We start from the raw sequence: 15,256 nt of genomic DNA on the forward strand, positions 1-15,256 counted from the left end.
CCTGACTTTATCTCCTGCCGGCCCGCCCGGCCCGCCCCCGTTTGCCTTCTCGTTTACCGCCCGTTGTGGCAAAGCCGCGCCTGTGGCTGGTGCAGGAAGGTTCGAATCATGAAGTCAGTAGATTCAAGAGGTTTAACACCATGTTACTGATGATCGACAATTACGACTCATTCACTTACAACGTCGTTCAGTACCTTGGCGAGCTGGGTGCCGAGGTCAAGGTCATTCGCAATGACGAAATGACCATCGCCCAGATTGAGGCCCTCAACCCTGAGCGCATCGTCGTATCTCCGGGCCCGTGCACCCCAAGCGAGGCAGGCGTGTCCATCGAGGCCATCCTGCATTTCGCCGGGAAGTTGCCAATCCTCGGCGTATGCCTGGGCCACCAGTCAATCGGGCAGGCCTTTGGCGGCGACGTTGTACGTGCACGCCAGGTCATGCACGGCAAGACCAGCCCGGTATATCACCGCGACCTGGGCGTGTTCGCCAGCCTTAACAACCCGCTGACCGTGACCCGTTACCACTCGCTGGTGGTAAAGCGTGAAACCTTGCCCGACTGCCTGGAAGTTACCGCCTGGACCTCCCATGCTGACGGTTCGGTCGATGAGATCATGGGCCTGCGCCACAAGACGCTGAATATCGAAGGGGTGCAATTCCACCCTGAGTCGATCCTGACCGAGCAGGGCCACGAACTGTTCGCCAACTTCCTCAAGCAGACCGGCGGCCGCCGTTAAGGATCGAACATGGATATCAAGAGTGCGTTGAGCCGTATCGTCGGCCAGTTGGACCTTACTACCGAAGAAATGCGCGAGGTCATGCGCCAGATCATGACCGGTCAGTGCAGCGAGGCGCAGATAGGCGCTTTCCTGATGGGCATGCGCATGAAAAGCGAAAGCATCGACGAAATCGTCGGTGCGGTGTCGGTGATGCGCGAGCTGGCCGAAAAGGTCGAGCTGCAAAGCCTTGATGGTGTCGTCGATATTGTCGGGACCGGCGGTGATGGCGCCAACATCTTCAACGTGTCCACCGCTTCGTCTTTTGTCCTGGCGGCGGCGGGCTGCCCGGTGGCCAAGCATGGTAACCGCGCAGTATCGGGCAAGAGCGGCAGTGCCGACCTGCTGGAAGCTGCCGGCATCTACCTGAACCTGACGCCAACGCAAGTGGCACGCTGCATCGACAGCCTGGGCATCGGCTTCATGTTCGCGCAAAGTCACCACTCGGCCATGAAACATGCCGCTGGCCCGCGTCGAGAACTGGGGTTGCGCACCCTGTTCAATATGCTCGGCCCGCTTACGAATCCGGCCGGAGTGAAGCACCAGGTGGTTGGTGTGTTCGCGCAAACCCTTTGCCGCCCGCTGGCTGAGGTGCTGCAGCGCCTGGGGAGCAAGCATGTGCTGGTCGTGCACTCGAAGGATGGTCTGGACGAGTTCAGCCTGGCTGCACCCACCTTCGTTGCCGAACTGAAAAACGGCGAAATCACTGAATATTGGGTAGAGCCGGAAGACCTCGGCATGAAGAGCCAGAGCCTTCATGGCCTGGCTGTCGAGAGCCCTCAGGCTTCGCTGGAGTTGATCCGCGATGCGCTGGGGCGGCGCAAGACCGAGAACGGTCAGAAGGCCGCCGAGATGATCGTGCTTAATGCTGGCGCGGCGCTGTATGCCGCTGACCATGCCATGAGCCTGAAAGCCGGTGTAGAACTGGCCCATGATGTACTGCACACCGGCCTGGCCTGGGAAAAGCTGCAGGAATTGGGTGCCTTTACTGCAGTATTCAAGGTGGAGAACGAAGCATGAGTGTGCCGACGGTGCTGGAAAGGATCATTGCCCGCAAGTTTCAGGAAGTGGCCGAGCGCAGTGCGCGCGTCAGCCTCGCCGAACTGGAGGGCCTGGCCAAGGCCGCTGACGCCCCGCGAGGCTTCGCCAACGCGCTGATCGAGCAGGCCAAGCGCAAGCAGCCCGCGGTGATTGCCGAAATCAAGAAGGCTTCGCCAAGCAAGGGCGTGATCCGCGAGCACTTCGTGCCAGCGGAAATCGCGGTCAGCTACGAGAAGGGCGGGGCCACCTGCCTGTCGGTGTTGACCGATGTCGATTATTTCCAGGGTGCCGATGAGTACTTGCAGCAGGCCCGCGCGGCTGTTTCGCTGCCGGTGATCCGCAAGGACTTCATGGTCGACCCTTACCAGATCGTCGAAGCCCGTGCCCTGGGGGCAGATTGCGTACTGCTGATCGTGTCGGCGCTGGATGACGTGAAGATGGCTGAACTGGCCGCCACTGCCAAGGACGTCGGCCTCGACGTGCTGGTGGAAGTGCACGATGGCGATGAACTGGAGCGCGCGCTGACAACACTGGACACGCCGCTGGTGGGGGTGAACAACCGCAACCTGCACACCTTCGAGGTCAGCCTGGAAACCACCCTTGACCTGCTGCCGCGCATTCCGCGTGACCGTCTGGCGATTACCGAAAGCGGTATTCTCAACCGGGCCGATGTGGAACTGATGGCAATCAACGAGGTTTACTCGTTCCTGGTGGGTGAGGCGTTCATGCGCGCTGAGCAGCCTGGCCTGGAATTACAGCGGCTGTTCTTCCCTGAGCAGGTGAAGAAGACTGTTCAGCAACTGGACTGATCAAATGAAGCCGGCGTTTTTGCCGGCTTTTTTGTACCTGTAGTGGCCTCTTCGCGGGCAAGCCCGCCCCTACACGGGTACGCGCCCTGTCGTAGGGGCGGGTTTACCCGCGAAGAGGCCAGTGAAATCAACATCATAGGTGGATCAATGACCGATCAACCCCTGGCCCTGAGCGTCGAACAAGGCCTGCACGCCGAGCAGGAGCTGCTGGCCGCCGTCTGCCGCGGCGAACGCGAAAGTGGGGTGCTGTTCTGGCGCCCCACCGACCACGCGCTGGTCATGCCTCGGCGCATGAGCCGGCTGGGCAACTTCGAGGTCGCCTGCGCGGAATTGGCTATTGCTGGCTGGCCGGTGCTGTTGCGAGAAACCGGCGGTGAGCCGGTGCCTCAGTCGCATTCGACGGTGAACGTTGCACTGGTCTACGCCGCGCCGCGCAGTGAAGGCGACCATGGCCGTATCGAAAATGCCTACGAGCGCCTGTGTCTGCCGCTGTGCGATGTGCTGCGCGAGTGGGGCGGTGTAGCGTCGGTCGGGGAAATCGACGGGGCCTTCTGCGATGGCCGCTACAACGTCAACCTCAATGGCCGCAAATTGGTGGGTACCGCCCAGCGCTGGCGTCAGGGCCTGGGTGGCAAGCGCCCGGTGGTGCTGGTGCACGGTGCGCTGCTGCTGGACAACGAGCGTGAGTCGATGGTGGCGGCGGTCAACCGCTTCAACGAGTGCTGTGAGCTGGAGCAACGCTGTCGCGCCGATGCGCACATCGCCTTGCACGAAGTGGCGCCGGCAGCACCCTGGTTCGAGCGCCTTTCGCAGGCCTACGCCAAGGTACTGGCCGAGTTGCCCAAGGACTAGCGGGTACCGTAGACCACCATGGTCTTGCCCTTGACCTGCACCAGGCTGCGTTCCTCAAGGTCTTTGAGAACGCGGCCGACCATTTCCCGAGAGCAACCGACGATTCGGCCAATTTCCTGACGGGTAATCTTGATTTGCATGCCATCTGGGTGGGTCATGGCGTCGGGCTGCTTGCACAGTTCCAGCAGGCAACGGGCAACTCGCCCGGTGACGTCGAAAAATGCCAAATCGCCAACCTTGCGCGTGGTGTTGCGCAGGCGCTGGGCCATCTGGCTACCCAGGGCATAGAGGATTTCCGGGTCCTGGCGCGCCAGCTCGCGAAACTTCTCGTAGCTGATTTCGGCCACTTCGCATTCGGTCTTGGCGCGTACCCAGGCACTGCGCTGCTGCTCGCCATCAACGGGCTCGAACAGGCCTAGCTCGCCAAAAAAATCGCCATTGTTGAGGTAGGCAATGATCATTTCATGGCCGTCGTCGTCCTCGATGAGGATGGTGACCGAACCCTTGATGATAAAAGACAGTGTCTCGGCCCGGTCGCCGGCGCAGATGATATTGCTTTTGGCGGTGTAGCGGCGGCGCTGGCAGTGTACCAGTAGCTTGTCGATGTTCTTTATCTTGGCGGGTAGGGCGGAGGCAACCATCACGAAATCCTGTTCGATATGACGCATAGGCTTTTTTTAGAGGTTGGCTGACGGAAAGCGCCAGTCATTTGGCGCCAGCTTATCAGACACTACAAGATGTTTCGGTACTAAACCGACACATCTCGTGCTTTTCCCACAGCCGCGCAAGGTCTAAGCTGACACCCTTTTCCGAAAATCAGGAGTCCGGGTAGATGAAGGCACGTATCCAGTGGGCCGGTGAGGCAATGTTCCTCGGCGAATCGGGGAGCGGCCATGTCGTCGTAATGGACGGCCCGCCCGAGGCCGGCGGCCGCAACCTGGGCGTGCGACCGATGGAAATGCTGTTGCTGGGCCTGGGTGGCTGCAGCAGCTTTGACGTGGTCAGCATTCTGAAGAAGTCGCGCCAGGCAGTGGAAAGCTGCGAGGCATTTCTGGAGGCGGAGCGCGCCAGCGAAGACCCTAAGGTGTTCACCAAGATTCACATGAACTTCGTGGTGAAGGGGCGTGGGCTGAAAGAGGCGCAGGTCAAGCGGGCGGTGGAGCTGTCGGCGGAAAAGTATTGCTCGGCTTCGATCATGCTTGAGCGTGCCGGGGTTGAGATTACCCATGGGTACGAAATCGTAGAGCTGGGTTAAGGCTGAGATTCCGGGGCCGCTTTGCAGCCCTTGTGGAAGCGGGTGAACCCGCTCCCACCTGCGGCCCGGGCGAGCTTCAGTTGCGCAGGGCCGGAAGGGCTATCCGCAACCATTGCGGAAGACTGCTTCTCAGCGCCTGGCTCAACCGCTCCCGGCGCTTCTGGTAAACCAGCCCAAGCCAGATAACCCCCAGCCCGATCATGGTCAGCACCACCGGGAACAGCAGCGACTGGGCAAACACCTCGTACGACAGATATCCCAGATACGCCGCCACCCCCAGCGCACCAAACACCATGAACACCGGCCGACGCAGCAGCACCGCCATGCCCATCAGCGCAATGTTGATCAGGCAGTAAATGGCCTTGCCCAACTCACTGCCGCTTTCCAGTAGTGTCAACCCGCCCCAGAATGCTGCCAGTCCGGCGAGGTAACCCCAACGGGCGTAGTCTTCACGCGTGCGGCCGTCTATCACGAGGAACACCACCAGCAAGCCCAGCCCAAACCACAGGGATACCTGGCGGCGCTGCTCCCAGCTGAACGGGGAGCCGAAGAACCACTCGCTAAGGTCCATCGACATGAACCACAAGGCTACGGCCATTGGCATGACGACGAACGGGTAGGGGATCAGCCGCAGCATCAGCAGCCCGGCAAGCACCGTGGCCGCTTCCATCGCCAGCCAGCCACCCTGCACGTAGGTGTAGTACTGGTGGTAGTCGGCCTGCACATCGTCCAGTGGCCACCAGCCGAACATGCGTTCGATAGCGAATACCGCCAGCGGCACGATGCTGACTGCTACAGCTGCCAGCACGCCAGCGGCGACGGGCTGGGCGCGGCGTTGCAGATTGAGGGCGAACAAGGTGATCAACAGGATATAGAGGCTGGCGATGATCAACAGCGCGCTGTCACCGAGGCTCATCCAGGCCTCGGTGAGCAACCAGCCCAAGGCCGCCATGATCAGCATGGCGCCAAAGTAGAAGGCAACATGGGCCAGCTGAAAGCTGCCACGTGGTGCGGGTTGCTGGCGCAGGAATGCCAACAGGCTTTGGTCCTGACCTGGTTGGAGAATGCCTGCTTGCACGGCGCGCGCCAGGTCCTTGGCGTCGAATCGATCCGTCATGGTGATGCCTTCAGATACGGTATGTGCTCTTGGTCATGACCTTGGCCAGCAAGCTCATGCCAAAGCGGACGGGGGCCGGGAAGCGGTAACCACCGGCTTCCAGTGCAGACTCGGCGTGCTGTTCTTCGTCGATGCGCATTTGCTCGAGAATGGCCCGGGATTTTTCATCTTCGTGCGGGAGCTGCTCCAAGTGCTCGTCAAGGTGCTTGCACACCTGATGTTCGGTAGCGGCGACGAAGCCCAGGCTGACTTTGTCGCTGACCAGCCCGGCCAGCGCGCCGATGCCGAACGACATGCCGTAGAACAGAGGGTTGAGCACGCTCGGGTGGCTGTTCAGCTGGCGAATGCGCTGCTCGCACCAGGCCAGGTGGTCCACTTCTTCCTCGGCGGCATGCTCCATGGCCTTGCGCACTTCCGGCAGCTTGGCGGTCAGGGCTTGGCCTTGGTACAGCGCCTGGGCGCAGACTTCACCGGTATGGTTGATGCGCATCAGTCCGGCAATATGACGGGCCTGTTGTTCGTCCAGGTCAACGTCTGGCTGGACGATGGCCGGCGATGGCCGGGCGGGTTGGCCGCTGAAAGGCAGCAAGGTGCGCATGGCAGTATCGGCCTGCAGCAACAAGCGGTCGAGCGGCGAGTAGTGACGTTCGGTAGCCATCGGGCACCTCCGCAAGAATGTGCCCGACAGTTTACCGCAATAGCGGCGGGGTCGCTTGCCGTGGGTCAGCCCGGTGGCCAGTTCATCTGGCGCTGGCCAAGCACGTGCATATGGATGTGGTAGACGGTCTGGCCGCCTTTTGGGTTGCAGTTCATGACCACACGGAAACCTTCCTCGCAGCCTTGTTCGACAGCCAGGCGCTGGGCGGTGAACAGGATGTGGCCAGCCAGGGCCTTGTCTTCTTCGGTCAGGTCATTGAGGGTGCGAATGTGCTTTTTCGGGATGACCAGAAAATGTACCGGTGCCGCGGGTGCAATGTCCTTGAAGGCCAGGATCTGGTCGTCTTCATAGATGATATCTGCCGGGATTTCCCGGTTGATGATTTTGAGGAATAGATCGTCCACAGCACTTGCTCCATGGTGAGGGTCGGGCCGAGTGTACTCAGCCGTGAGCCGCTCGCCCAGTGGCTATTCCATGCCTGAGGGGCAATAGCGGCGGTGGATGGCCCCGGCCAGCTTGCGCACCAGCCAGCGCGGCAGCAGCCGCGGTGCGAACGCCAGCCAGCGGTTGCGCCGGCCGGGCATGATCAGTGCGCGGTTCTTGTCCAGTGCCCGCACGGTGTACAGCGCCACTTCCTCGGGGCTGAGACAGCGCGGCTTGCCATCGAGCCGCGCAATGCGCCGGCGTGCGGAACGTACTGGGCCAGGGCACAGTACCGAGACCTTGATGCCGGTACGCTTGAGTTCTTCACGCAGGGCCTGGGAAAAGCTCAGCACGTAGGCCTTGCTGGCGGCATAGGCGGCCATCCATGGGCCAGGCGCCACCCCGGCCAAGCCGGCGACGTTGAGAATCTGCCCGCCACCCTGTACAGCCATCAGGTTACCGATGGCGTGGCACAGGCGGCTCAGGGCCAGCACGTTGACTTCCAGCAGATCCTGTTCGTCGGCCCATTCATGGGCCAGGAACGGGCCATAGGTGCGCAAGCCCGCGCAGTTGACCAGTAAATCGATACGCCGCTCGCCTTCTTCCAGCTCCAGCACGAAGCCTGAAAGGCGCAACGGCTGGCTGAGGTCGCAGGCGCGGAACAGCACCTCGACACCGAAACGCTGGGTCAGCTCGATGGCGACAGGCTCCAGCGTTTCTCGTTGGCGTGCCACCAGGATCAGGTTCCGCCCGCGCCGTGCCAGCGCTTCCGCCAAGGCCAGGCCCAGGCCGCTGGAAGCACCAGTGATCATGGCGTAACGGGTCATGCAAGGCTCCTGGGGCCGGAAGAGGGCGCCTAGTGTACAACTTGCCCGTGCAAGGTGTTGCCTTTTGCTACAAGGCGCGGGCGCGCAGAACCTGGCAGTGCTCCAGGGCTTGCCGGTACTCGCCATGCAGGCGCTCGATCAATGCGCTGGCGCTGGGCAGGTCATGGATTGCACCGACGCCCTGGCCCGCTGACCATACGGTCTTCCAGGCCTTGGCTTCGTCATCGATCGGTTTGAGCTTGCCTTGCACCTGCCCGCCTTTGAGGGCGTTCATGTCGTAGCCGGCCTGCTCCAGGCTCTGGCGCAAGAAGCTGGCGGGGATGCCGGACACCACGGGTGTGTGAATGATGTCGGCGGCATGGGCATCCAGCAGCATCTGTTTGTAGGTGCCCTGAGCCTGGCTTTCTGTGGTGGCGATGAAGCGCGTGCCCATGTATGCCAAGTCCGCCCCCAGCAGTTGTGCGGCCAGGATTTCGTGGCCGTGGTTAATGCAACCAGCCAGCAGCAGGGTCTTGTCGAAGAACTGGCGAATTTCTGCGGCCAGGGCGAACGGGCTCCAGGTGCCGGCATGGCCGCCTGCGCCGGCGGCGACGGCGATAAGGCCATCGACACCGGCTTCGGCGGCTTTTTCTGCATGCCGGCGGGTGGTGACATCGTGGAGCACCAGGCCGCCGTAGCCGTGTACGGCATCGACCACTTCCTTTACCGCCCCCAGGCTGGTGATAACGATTGGTACACGCTGTTCGACGCACAAGGCCAAGTCGGCCTGCAGGCGCGGGTTGGTCGGGTGGACGATCAGGTTGACGGCGTAGGGCGCTGGCGCCTGCAGTTGAGCCAGGCCTGCCTCGATCTCTTCCAGCCAAGCCTTGAAGCCAGCGCTGTCGCGTTGGTTCAGGGCCGGGAAACTGCCAACTACACCGCTGGCGCAGCAGGCCAGCACCAGTTGGGGGTTGGAGATGAGGAACATCGGCGCGGCAACCACGGGCAGCCGCAGGCGTTGTTCGAGCGAGGCAGGTAGCGACATGGCAAGGCTCCTTGAGCGGGCGGCTATGTCAGAACGGTTTCACCACCACCAGAATGACGATAGCCAGCAGGATCAGCACGGGCACTTCGTTGAACCAGCGATAGTAAACGTGGCTGCGGGTGTTGGTGCCGTTGGCGAAGCGTTTGCGCTGGGCACCGCATACGTGATGGTAGCCGGTCAGCAGGATGACCAGGGTGAGCTTGGCATGCAGCCACCCCTGGCTCAGCCAGCCGGGGGTGAGGTACAGCATCCAGGCGCCAAAAATGTATGTGGCGATCATCGCCGGGTTCATGATGCCGCGGTACAGCTTGCGCTCCATGGTAACGAAGCGTTCCTGGCTGATGCTGTCCTGGCTCTGGGCGTGGTAGACGAACAGCCTGGGCAGGTAGAACAGGCCGGCGAACCAGCAGACCACGCTGACGATATGCAGCGCTTTGATCCATAGGTAAAGCATGGAGGGAGTTCCTTCAGATAGTCACGGTCGTCAGATAGTAGTGGTCAGGCGCCCGAAGGGTCACCCGAAGAGTTGTTACAGGCGCCCTGCGCCCCTATTATCGTGCGCTTTCCAGACGGCTCGTTGATAAGGGGCAAGCGTTATGATCAAGGTCGGTATCGTCGGCGGCACGGGTTACACCGGCGTCGAACTGTTGCGTCTGCTGGCACAGCATCCACAGGCCGAAGTGGCGGTCATCACTTCGCGCTCCGAGGCGGGCGTGGCGGTGGCGGACATGTACCCGAACTTGCGCGGCCACTATGACGGGCTGGCGTTCAGCGTGCCGGACAGCAAGGCTCTGGCCGCCTGCGATGTGGTGTTCTTCGCCACTCCGCATGGTGTTGCCCACGCCCTGGCTGGTGAGCTGCTGGCAGCTGGCACCAAGGTGATCGACCTGTCGGCCGACTTCCGTCTGCAGGATGCCGCTGAGTGGGGCAAATGGTACGGTCAGCCCCATGGCGCACCAGAGCTGCTCAAGGACGCAGTGTATGGCCTGCCGGAAGTCAACCGCGAGAAGATCCGCCAGGCCCGCCTGATCGCTGTGCCGGGTTGCTATCCGACCGCAACCCAGCTGGGCTTCCTGCCGCTGCTGGAAGCAGGGCTGGCTGACCCGTCGCGCCTGATCGCCGACTGCAAGTCGGGTGTCAGCGGCGCTGGCCGTGGCGCCGCAGTGGGCTCGCTGTTCTGCGAAGCCGGCGAGAGCATGAAGGCCTATGCAGTCAAGGGGCATCGTCACCTGCCAGAAATCAGCCAAGGCTTGCGCCTGGCCGCTGGCAAGGATATCGGCCTGACGTTCGTGCCGCACCTGACGCCGATGATCCGTGGTATCCACGCCACCCTTTACGCGAACGTGGTCGATACGTCGGTCGACCTGCAGGCGCTGTTCGAGAAACGCTACGCCGATGAACCGTTCGTCGACGTGATGCCAGCAGGCAGCCATCCGGAAACCCGTAGCGTGCGTGGTGCCAACGTCTGCCGCATTGCCGTTCATCGTCCGCAGGGTGGTGACCTGGTGGTGGTGCTGTCGGTGATCGACAACCTGGTCAAGGGCGCCTCCGGCCAGGCGGTGCAGAACCTCAACATTCTGTTCGGCCTGGATGAGCGCATGGGCCTGGCCCATGCCGGCTTGCTGCCGTAAGTCCGCCAGCATTGGAAAAGGCCCGCGTCGTGCGGGCCTTTTTGCAGGTCGCGACTAAAGCCGCACAATTCTTGACCGATTTTCTCGGGAAAGCGGATAATGCGCGTCATCGAGTTTTATGGCGGCTACCGCGCCGGGAGAATCAACATGAGCGTCGAAACCTTCACCCCTACAGGTCTGGAGTTCACCCATGGGGCAGCCCAGAAGGTGAAAAACCTGGTCAATGAGGAAGGCAATGAACGTCTGAAACTGCGGGTGTTCGTGACCGGTGGTGGTTGCTCGGGCTTCCAGTATGGCTTCACCTTCGATGAAGACGTGGCCGAAGATGACACCATTGTCGAGCGCGAGGGCGTTTCCCTGGTGGTCGACCCGATGAGCTTCCAGTACCTGGCAGGTGCCGAAGTGGACTACCAGGAAGGCCTGGAAGGTTCGCGTTTCGTGATCAAGAACCCGAATGCCGCGACCACCTGCGGTTGCGGGTCGTCGTTCTCGATCTAAGGGCTGGGCATACGAAAACGCCGCGCAATTGCGCGGCGTTTTGCTTTCTGGCGTAGCGGCTATGCCGGGTAGATTGCGCCCAGTACGCGCAGGCCCTTGGCGGCAGTGACGCTGGGGCGGTTGGCGGCGATACCCTCCAGGCAGCAGTGAGCCAGCCAGGCGAAGGCCATGGCTTCGACCCAGTCCGGGTCTACGCCATAGGCGCCAGTGCTTGCGACACGGGCCGCAGGTAGCAGCTGGCCAAGACGGGCCATCAGCGCGCCGTTGCGGGCGCCTCCACCACAGACCAACAGCGCCTCGGTGCCTTGCTGGGCTTTGCCAAGCGAATCGATGATGCTGCGTGCGGTCAGTTCCAGCAGTGTCGCCTGCACGTCCTGGGCCCGGTATGCCGGCAGGGTGGCCAGGTGGCGATCCAGCCAAGGCAGGTTGAATACCTCGCGGCCGGTACTCTTCGGGCCGCTGCCGGCAAAGAACGGGTCAGCCATCAGTACGCTGAGCAACCTGGGCTGCACCACACCCGAGGCAGCCCATGCGCCATCTGCATCGTAGGCGTGGCCGTGCTCGCGCTCGATCCAGGCATCCAGCAGCACGTTCCCCGGGCCGCAATCGAACCCATGAACCGGCTTGTCCTGCTCGATCAGGCTGAGGTTGCTGAAACCGCCTACGTTAAGGATTGCCAGTCGCTGGCCAAGGTGGTTGAACAGGGTTTCGTGAAAGGCGGGCACCAGCGGCGCGCCTTGGCCGCCGGCCGCTACATCGCGGCGGCGGAAGTCGGCGACCACGCTGATGCCGGTCAGTTCGGCGAGCAGCGCCGGGTTGCCGATCTGCACAGTAAAACCACGTGCCGGTTCATGGCGGATGGTCTGGCCGTGGCTACCAATGGCGCGGATGGCTTCCGCCTTCAGGCCCTGGCGGGCCAGCAACTGGTTGATACCTTCCCCTGCCAGGCTGGCCCAGCGGTTTTCCGCCAGTGCCGCACGTGCGATCTCGTCAGGGCCGCTGCTGCACAGGGCAAGCAGCTCCTGCCGCAAGTCGTCGGGCATGGGCAGGTAATGAGTGGCGAGCAGCTCAAGCTGCTCGCCTTGTTCGATCAGGGCAATGTCCAGGCCATCGAGGCTGGTGCCGGACATCACCCCCAGATAGAGCGCCATGGCTTAGCGCTTGTTCGCTGCGAGCATGGTTGCCTTTTCCTGGTCCATACGGGCAATCAGTGGTTGGCTCTGCTGCAGGAAGCGTTGGCGCTCGTTTTTGGCGATCGGGTCGGCCATCGGCACTTTTTGGCTCAGCGGATCGACGTGCACGCCGTTGACCTGAAACTCGTAGTGCAGGTGCGGTCCGGTGGACAGGCCAGTGGTACCGATATAGCCAATGATCTGGCCCTGCTTGACCGTGCTGCCGGTCTTGATGCCCTTGGCGAAGCCCTGCATGTGGCCGTACAGCGTCTTGTAACGGTTACCGTGCTGGATAATCACGGTATTGCCGTAGCCGCCTCGGCGACCGGCCAGTTCGATACGGCCGTCACCGGCTGCCTTGATCGGCGTACCGCGGGGGGCCGCGTAGTCGACGCCTTTGTGGGCGCGGATCTTGTTCAGGATCGGGTGCTTGCGGCCGGCGGAAAAGCGCGAGCTGATGCGGGCGAAGTCGACGGGGGTACGGATGAAGGCCTTGCGCAGGCTGTTGCCGTCGGCGGTGTAGTAGGCAGTGTTGCCCTGCTTGTTGGTATAGCGCACGGCGGTGTAGGTCTTGCCGCGATTGGTGAAGCGGGCGGACAGGATATTGCCGGTACCGACGACCTTGCCGTCCATCACTTTCTGCTCATAGACCACGTCGAATTCGTCACCCGGACGAATGTCCTGAGCGAAGTCGATGTCGTAACCCAGCACGCGGGCCAGGCTCATGGTCATGCTGTGGGACAGGCCGGCGCGCTGGGCCGATGCCGACAGCGAGCTCTTGATCACGCCGTGGGCATAGGCGGTACGCACCACCGGCTTGCTGATTTCACGATTGAAGGTGTAGCCCTTGGCGGTCTTGGTCAGTTGAATGGTTTCGAGGTTGCTGACCTTGCTGTGCAGGCTGGCCAATTGGCCATCCTTGTCGAGTTCGAACTGCAGCACCTGGCCGTGCTTTAGCTGGCTGAACTGCTTGGCCTGCTTGTTACTTGCCAGCAGGTCATGCACTGCATTGGCAGGCAGACCAACCTTGGCGAACAGGGTGGACAGGGTATCGCCGCGGGCTACGGTGACTTCGCGGTGGCCAGGCTCCTTGGCGGCCTCGGCAACCGGTTCGGCGGCCGGAGCCTGCTGATCGGCCTTCTGGGTTTCGGGGGTAGCCTCTTCGATCTGGGCGAAAGGCGAGCCTTGCTCACTTTCGCTTTGCACCAGTGGCGCGGCGCGGGATTCGTCTTTCAGCTGCTCGGCAGGGCTTTCGAGCTCGAGGTTGAGGGTAGTTTTCTTGGCTTCCACTTCGCTGGAAGGAAATACCAGCAAAGCCAGGCTGAGCAGGGCGGCGATGCCGCTGGCGGCCAACAGATGGCTCTTCGGATAAAGCGGGGGCGCTTTAGGCGGTTCGTTGGTCATGGGCAAGGTGACTTTGAAAAAAGTGAAATGGAAAAGATGAATGACATGATGAAGATGAAATAACTGTATAAAATATAACCAAATCCATTTTCACGCAAGGGCGCGTAGACGCCGCAAGCCTGTGTTCGGGTCACATTCCTTTGCGAAACTTGTATTTGACGGCCGATCTTGTATGGTTGGCTCCCCCTGAATCTGAGCCTTGCGGGTTTGTCTATGAAGTCGGTTGAAGAGCAGCTGGCGCTTATCAAGCGCGGTGCGGAAGAAGTACTGGTCGAGTCGGAACTGGTGGAGAAGCTCAAGCGCGGCCAACCTCTGCGCATCAAGGCCGGCTTCGACCCGACCGCTCCGGACCTGCACCTGGGTCACACGGTGCTGATCAACAAGCTGCGCCAGTTCCAGGATCTGGGCCATCAGGTCATCTTCCTGATCGGTGACTTCACCGGCATGATCGGCGACCCGAGTGGCAAGAGCGCCACGCGCCCGCCGCTTACCCGCGAACAGGTGCTGGAGAACGCCGAGACGTACAAGCAGCAGGTGTTCAAGATTCTTGACCCGGCCAAGACTGAAGTTGCGTTCAACTCCACATGGATGGACAAGCTGACCCCTGCCGACTTCATTCGCCTGGCTTCGCAGTACACCGTCGCGCGCATGCTGGAGCGTGATGACTTCGACAAGCGTTACACCACCAATCAGCCGATTGCCATTCACGAGTTCCTCTATCCGCTGGTGCAGGGGTACGACTCGGTAGCGCTGAAAGCGGACGTCGAGCTGGGCGGTACCGACCAGAAGTTCAACCTGCTGATGGGGCGTGAACTGCAACGGTCTTATGGCCAGGAAGCGCAGAACATCGTAACCATGCCACTGCTCGAAGGGCTCGACGGCGTGAAGAAGATGTCGAAGTCGCTGGGCAACTATGTCGGCATCCAAGAGGCGCCAGGGGTGATGTACAGCAAGCTGGTGTCGATCCCGGATACCCTGATGTGGCGTTACTTTGAGCTGCTGAGCTTCCGTTCGATGGAAGAAATCGAGCAGTTCCGGGCCGATGTTGCAAATGGCGCCAACCCACGTGACATCAAAATCAAGCTGGCGGAAGAAATTGTGGCGCGCTTCCATGGTGAGGAGGCTGCGGCCAATGCTCACCGTGCTGCCGGTAACCGTATGAAGGAAGGCGAGCTGCCGGAAGACTTGCCGGAGATCGAAGTGGCTGCGGCGGAAGACCTGCCAATTGCTGCGGTGCTGAACCGGGCTGGTCTGGTCAAGAACTCGGCGCAGGCGCGAGACTTGCTGAATAGCGGTGCGGTGAAAGTTGATGGTGCAGTGGTCGACAAGGACTTCATGTTTGTCCTTGGTGCTACCCATGTGTGCCAAGCGGGCAAGAAGTCGTTTGGCCGGGTTACCCTCAAGGCTGAGTGATTGCCTGGATGGTGTAGCTATATAGAAGCGGGGAGGCCGGTAGGCCTCCCCGCTTTGTATTCAGCAATATTAAGGTTTCTTGAAATTAAAGGTTGACGGGCTTTCGAATCCCCTTATAATGCGCCCCACTTCCAGCGACAACGGAACGACAAACTCCTTGAGATTCAATGAGTTAGACGATTCGGAAGGTGCTGTAAGGGCTACGATCAAATGATCGAAAGCGGTTGAGATGATGGTTGACAGCGCTTTCAAGTGCTGTATGATTCGCCTCCCGCTACGAGGGATCGCAGCGAGCCAAGTGTTTGAAGCTAAACGAGTTTCTCGCAAAAAACTTCAAAATAAACGCTTGACAGGCTCTG

At 61.3% G+C, this 15,256-nt stretch carries 17 protein-coding genes; 8 read left to right on the forward strand and 9 right to left on the reverse strand.

What is annotated here, in order from left to right; genetic code table 11:
- The first annotated feature begins 140 nt into the window (after positions 1 to 140).
- From FQ668_RS01400 to FQ668_RS01415, 4 genes are all read left to right on the forward strand, one after another.
- Positions 141 to 734 carry an aminodeoxychorismate/anthranilate synthase component II gene (locus tag FQ668_RS01400; protein ID WP_003255531.1) on the forward strand — a complete coding sequence of 198 codons (594 nt, stop codon included), beginning with the start codon at positions 141 to 143 and terminating at the stop codon, positions 732 to 734.
- 9 nt (positions 735 to 743) lie between these two features.
- Positions 744 to 1,793, forward strand: coding sequence for an anthranilate phosphoribosyltransferase (trpD, locus tag FQ668_RS01405; RefSeq protein WP_014589458.1), 1,050 nt, complete (start codon positions 744 to 746; stop codon positions 1,791 to 1,793).
- Entirely contained in the window at positions 1,790 to 2,623 is an 834-nt protein-coding gene (gene trpC, locus FQ668_RS01410; RefSeq protein ID WP_019436725.1) for an indole-3-glycerol phosphate synthase TrpC, read from the forward strand. Before trpD ends, trpC begins: the two co-directional genes overlap by 4 nt.
- Before the next feature lie 147 nt (positions 2,624 to 2,770).
- Positions 2,771 to 3,475 carry a lipoate--protein ligase family protein gene (locus FQ668_RS01415; RefSeq protein WP_014589460.1) on the forward strand — a complete coding sequence of 235 codons (705 nt, stop codon included), beginning with the start codon at positions 2,771 to 2,773 and terminating at the stop codon, positions 3,473 to 3,475.
- Here FQ668_RS01415 and crp read toward each other — a convergent pair.
- Entirely contained in the window at positions 3,472 to 4,116 is a 645-nt protein-coding gene (crp, locus tag FQ668_RS01420) for a cAMP-activated global transcriptional regulator CRP (protein ID WP_019436724.1), read from the reverse strand. The two genes, FQ668_RS01415 and crp, sit on opposite strands and share 4 nt — an antisense overlap.
- Before the next feature lie 191 nt (positions 4,117 to 4,307).
- Here crp and FQ668_RS01425 point away from each other — a divergent pair, with 191 nt between their 5' ends.
- The gene (locus FQ668_RS01425; RefSeq protein WP_004376171.1) at positions 4,308 to 4,730 is read left to right on the forward strand and encodes an OsmC family protein; all 423 of its coding nucleotides are present in this window, start codon (positions 4,308 to 4,310) and stop codon (positions 4,728 to 4,730) included.
- Between the two features lie 76 nt (positions 4,731 to 4,806).
- Here FQ668_RS01425 and FQ668_RS01430 read toward each other — a convergent pair whose 3' ends face one another.
- From FQ668_RS01430 to hemJ, 6 genes are all read right to left on the reverse strand, one after another.
- A complete protein-coding gene (locus FQ668_RS01430; protein WP_014589462.1) occupies positions 4,807 to 5,847 on the reverse strand; it encodes a DUF2157 domain-containing protein in 1,041 nt (346 codons plus the stop codon).
- A gap of 10 nt (positions 5,848 to 5,857) precedes the next feature.
- Entirely contained in the window at positions 5,858 to 6,505 is a 648-nt protein-coding gene (gene coq7, locus FQ668_RS01435) for a 2-polyprenyl-3-methyl-6-methoxy-1,4-benzoquinone monooxygenase (protein ID WP_011953317.1), read from the reverse strand.
- A gap of 65 nt (positions 6,506 to 6,570) precedes the next feature.
- Positions 6,571 to 6,909: a histidine triad nucleotide-binding protein gene (locus FQ668_RS01440; protein ID WP_003255518.1), complete on the reverse strand. Its 339-nt coding sequence runs from the start codon at positions 6,907 to 6,909 to the stop codon at positions 6,571 to 6,573.
- Positions 6,910 to 6,972: 63 nt separating this feature from the next.
- A complete protein-coding gene (locus FQ668_RS01445) occupies positions 6,973 to 7,755 on the reverse strand; it encodes an SDR family oxidoreductase (protein WP_010951762.1) in 783 nt (260 codons plus the stop codon).
- 67 nt (positions 7,756 to 7,822) lie between these two features.
- Positions 7,823 to 8,779, reverse strand: coding sequence for a nitronate monooxygenase family protein (locus FQ668_RS01450; RefSeq protein WP_014589464.1), 957 nt, complete (start codon positions 8,777 to 8,779; stop codon positions 7,823 to 7,825).
- 28 nt (positions 8,780 to 8,807) lie between these two features.
- Positions 8,808 to 9,233 (reverse strand): protoporphyrinogen oxidase HemJ, encoded by a 426-nt coding sequence (gene hemJ, locus FQ668_RS01455; protein ID WP_014589465.1) that lies wholly within the window; start codon positions 9,231 to 9,233, stop codon positions 8,808 to 8,810.
- Positions 9,234 to 9,375: 142 nt separating this feature from the next.
- Here hemJ and argC point away from each other — a divergent pair, with 142 nt between their 5' ends.
- Positions 9,376 to 10,410, forward strand: a complete 1,035-nt coding sequence (argC, locus tag FQ668_RS01460) for an N-acetyl-gamma-glutamyl-phosphate reductase (protein WP_014589466.1) — start codon at positions 9,376 to 9,378, stop codon at positions 10,408 to 10,410.
- 147 nt (positions 10,411 to 10,557) lie between these two features.
- Positions 10,558 to 10,908 carry an iron-sulfur cluster insertion protein ErpA gene (erpA, locus tag FQ668_RS01465; protein ID WP_003255511.1) on the forward strand — a complete coding sequence of 117 codons (351 nt, stop codon included), beginning with the start codon at positions 10,558 to 10,560 and terminating at the stop codon, positions 10,906 to 10,908.
- Positions 10,909 to 10,967: 59 nt separating this feature from the next.
- Here the strand turns inward: erpA and FQ668_RS01470 are convergent, their stop codons facing one another.
- Together FQ668_RS01470 and FQ668_RS01475 are read right to left on the reverse strand one after the other, a co-directional pair.
- Complete coding sequence (locus FQ668_RS01470; RefSeq protein WP_019436723.1) at positions 10,968 to 12,059, reverse strand: anhydro-N-acetylmuramic acid kinase; 1,092 nt, start codon at positions 12,057 to 12,059, stop codon at positions 10,968 to 10,970.
- 3 nt (positions 12,060 to 12,062) lie between these two features.
- A complete protein-coding gene (locus FQ668_RS01475; protein ID WP_019436722.1) occupies positions 12,063 to 13,484 on the reverse strand; it encodes a peptidoglycan DD-metalloendopeptidase family protein in 1,422 nt (473 codons plus the stop codon).
- A gap of 213 nt (positions 13,485 to 13,697) precedes the next feature.
- Here FQ668_RS01475 and tyrS point away from each other — a divergent pair, with 213 nt between their 5' ends.
- Positions 13,698 to 14,897, forward strand: a complete 1,200-nt coding sequence (gene tyrS / locus FQ668_RS01485) for a tyrosine--tRNA ligase (protein WP_010951769.1) — start codon at positions 13,698 to 13,700, stop codon at positions 14,895 to 14,897.
- The last annotated feature ends 359 nt before the right edge of the window (positions 14,898 to 15,256 follow it).

Origin of the sequence: Pseudomonas sp. Kh14 (assembly GCF_900291005.1) — a bacterium.
GTDB lineage: Bacteria > Pseudomonadota > Gammaproteobacteria > Pseudomonadales > Pseudomonadaceae > Aquipseudomonas > Aquipseudomonas alloputida.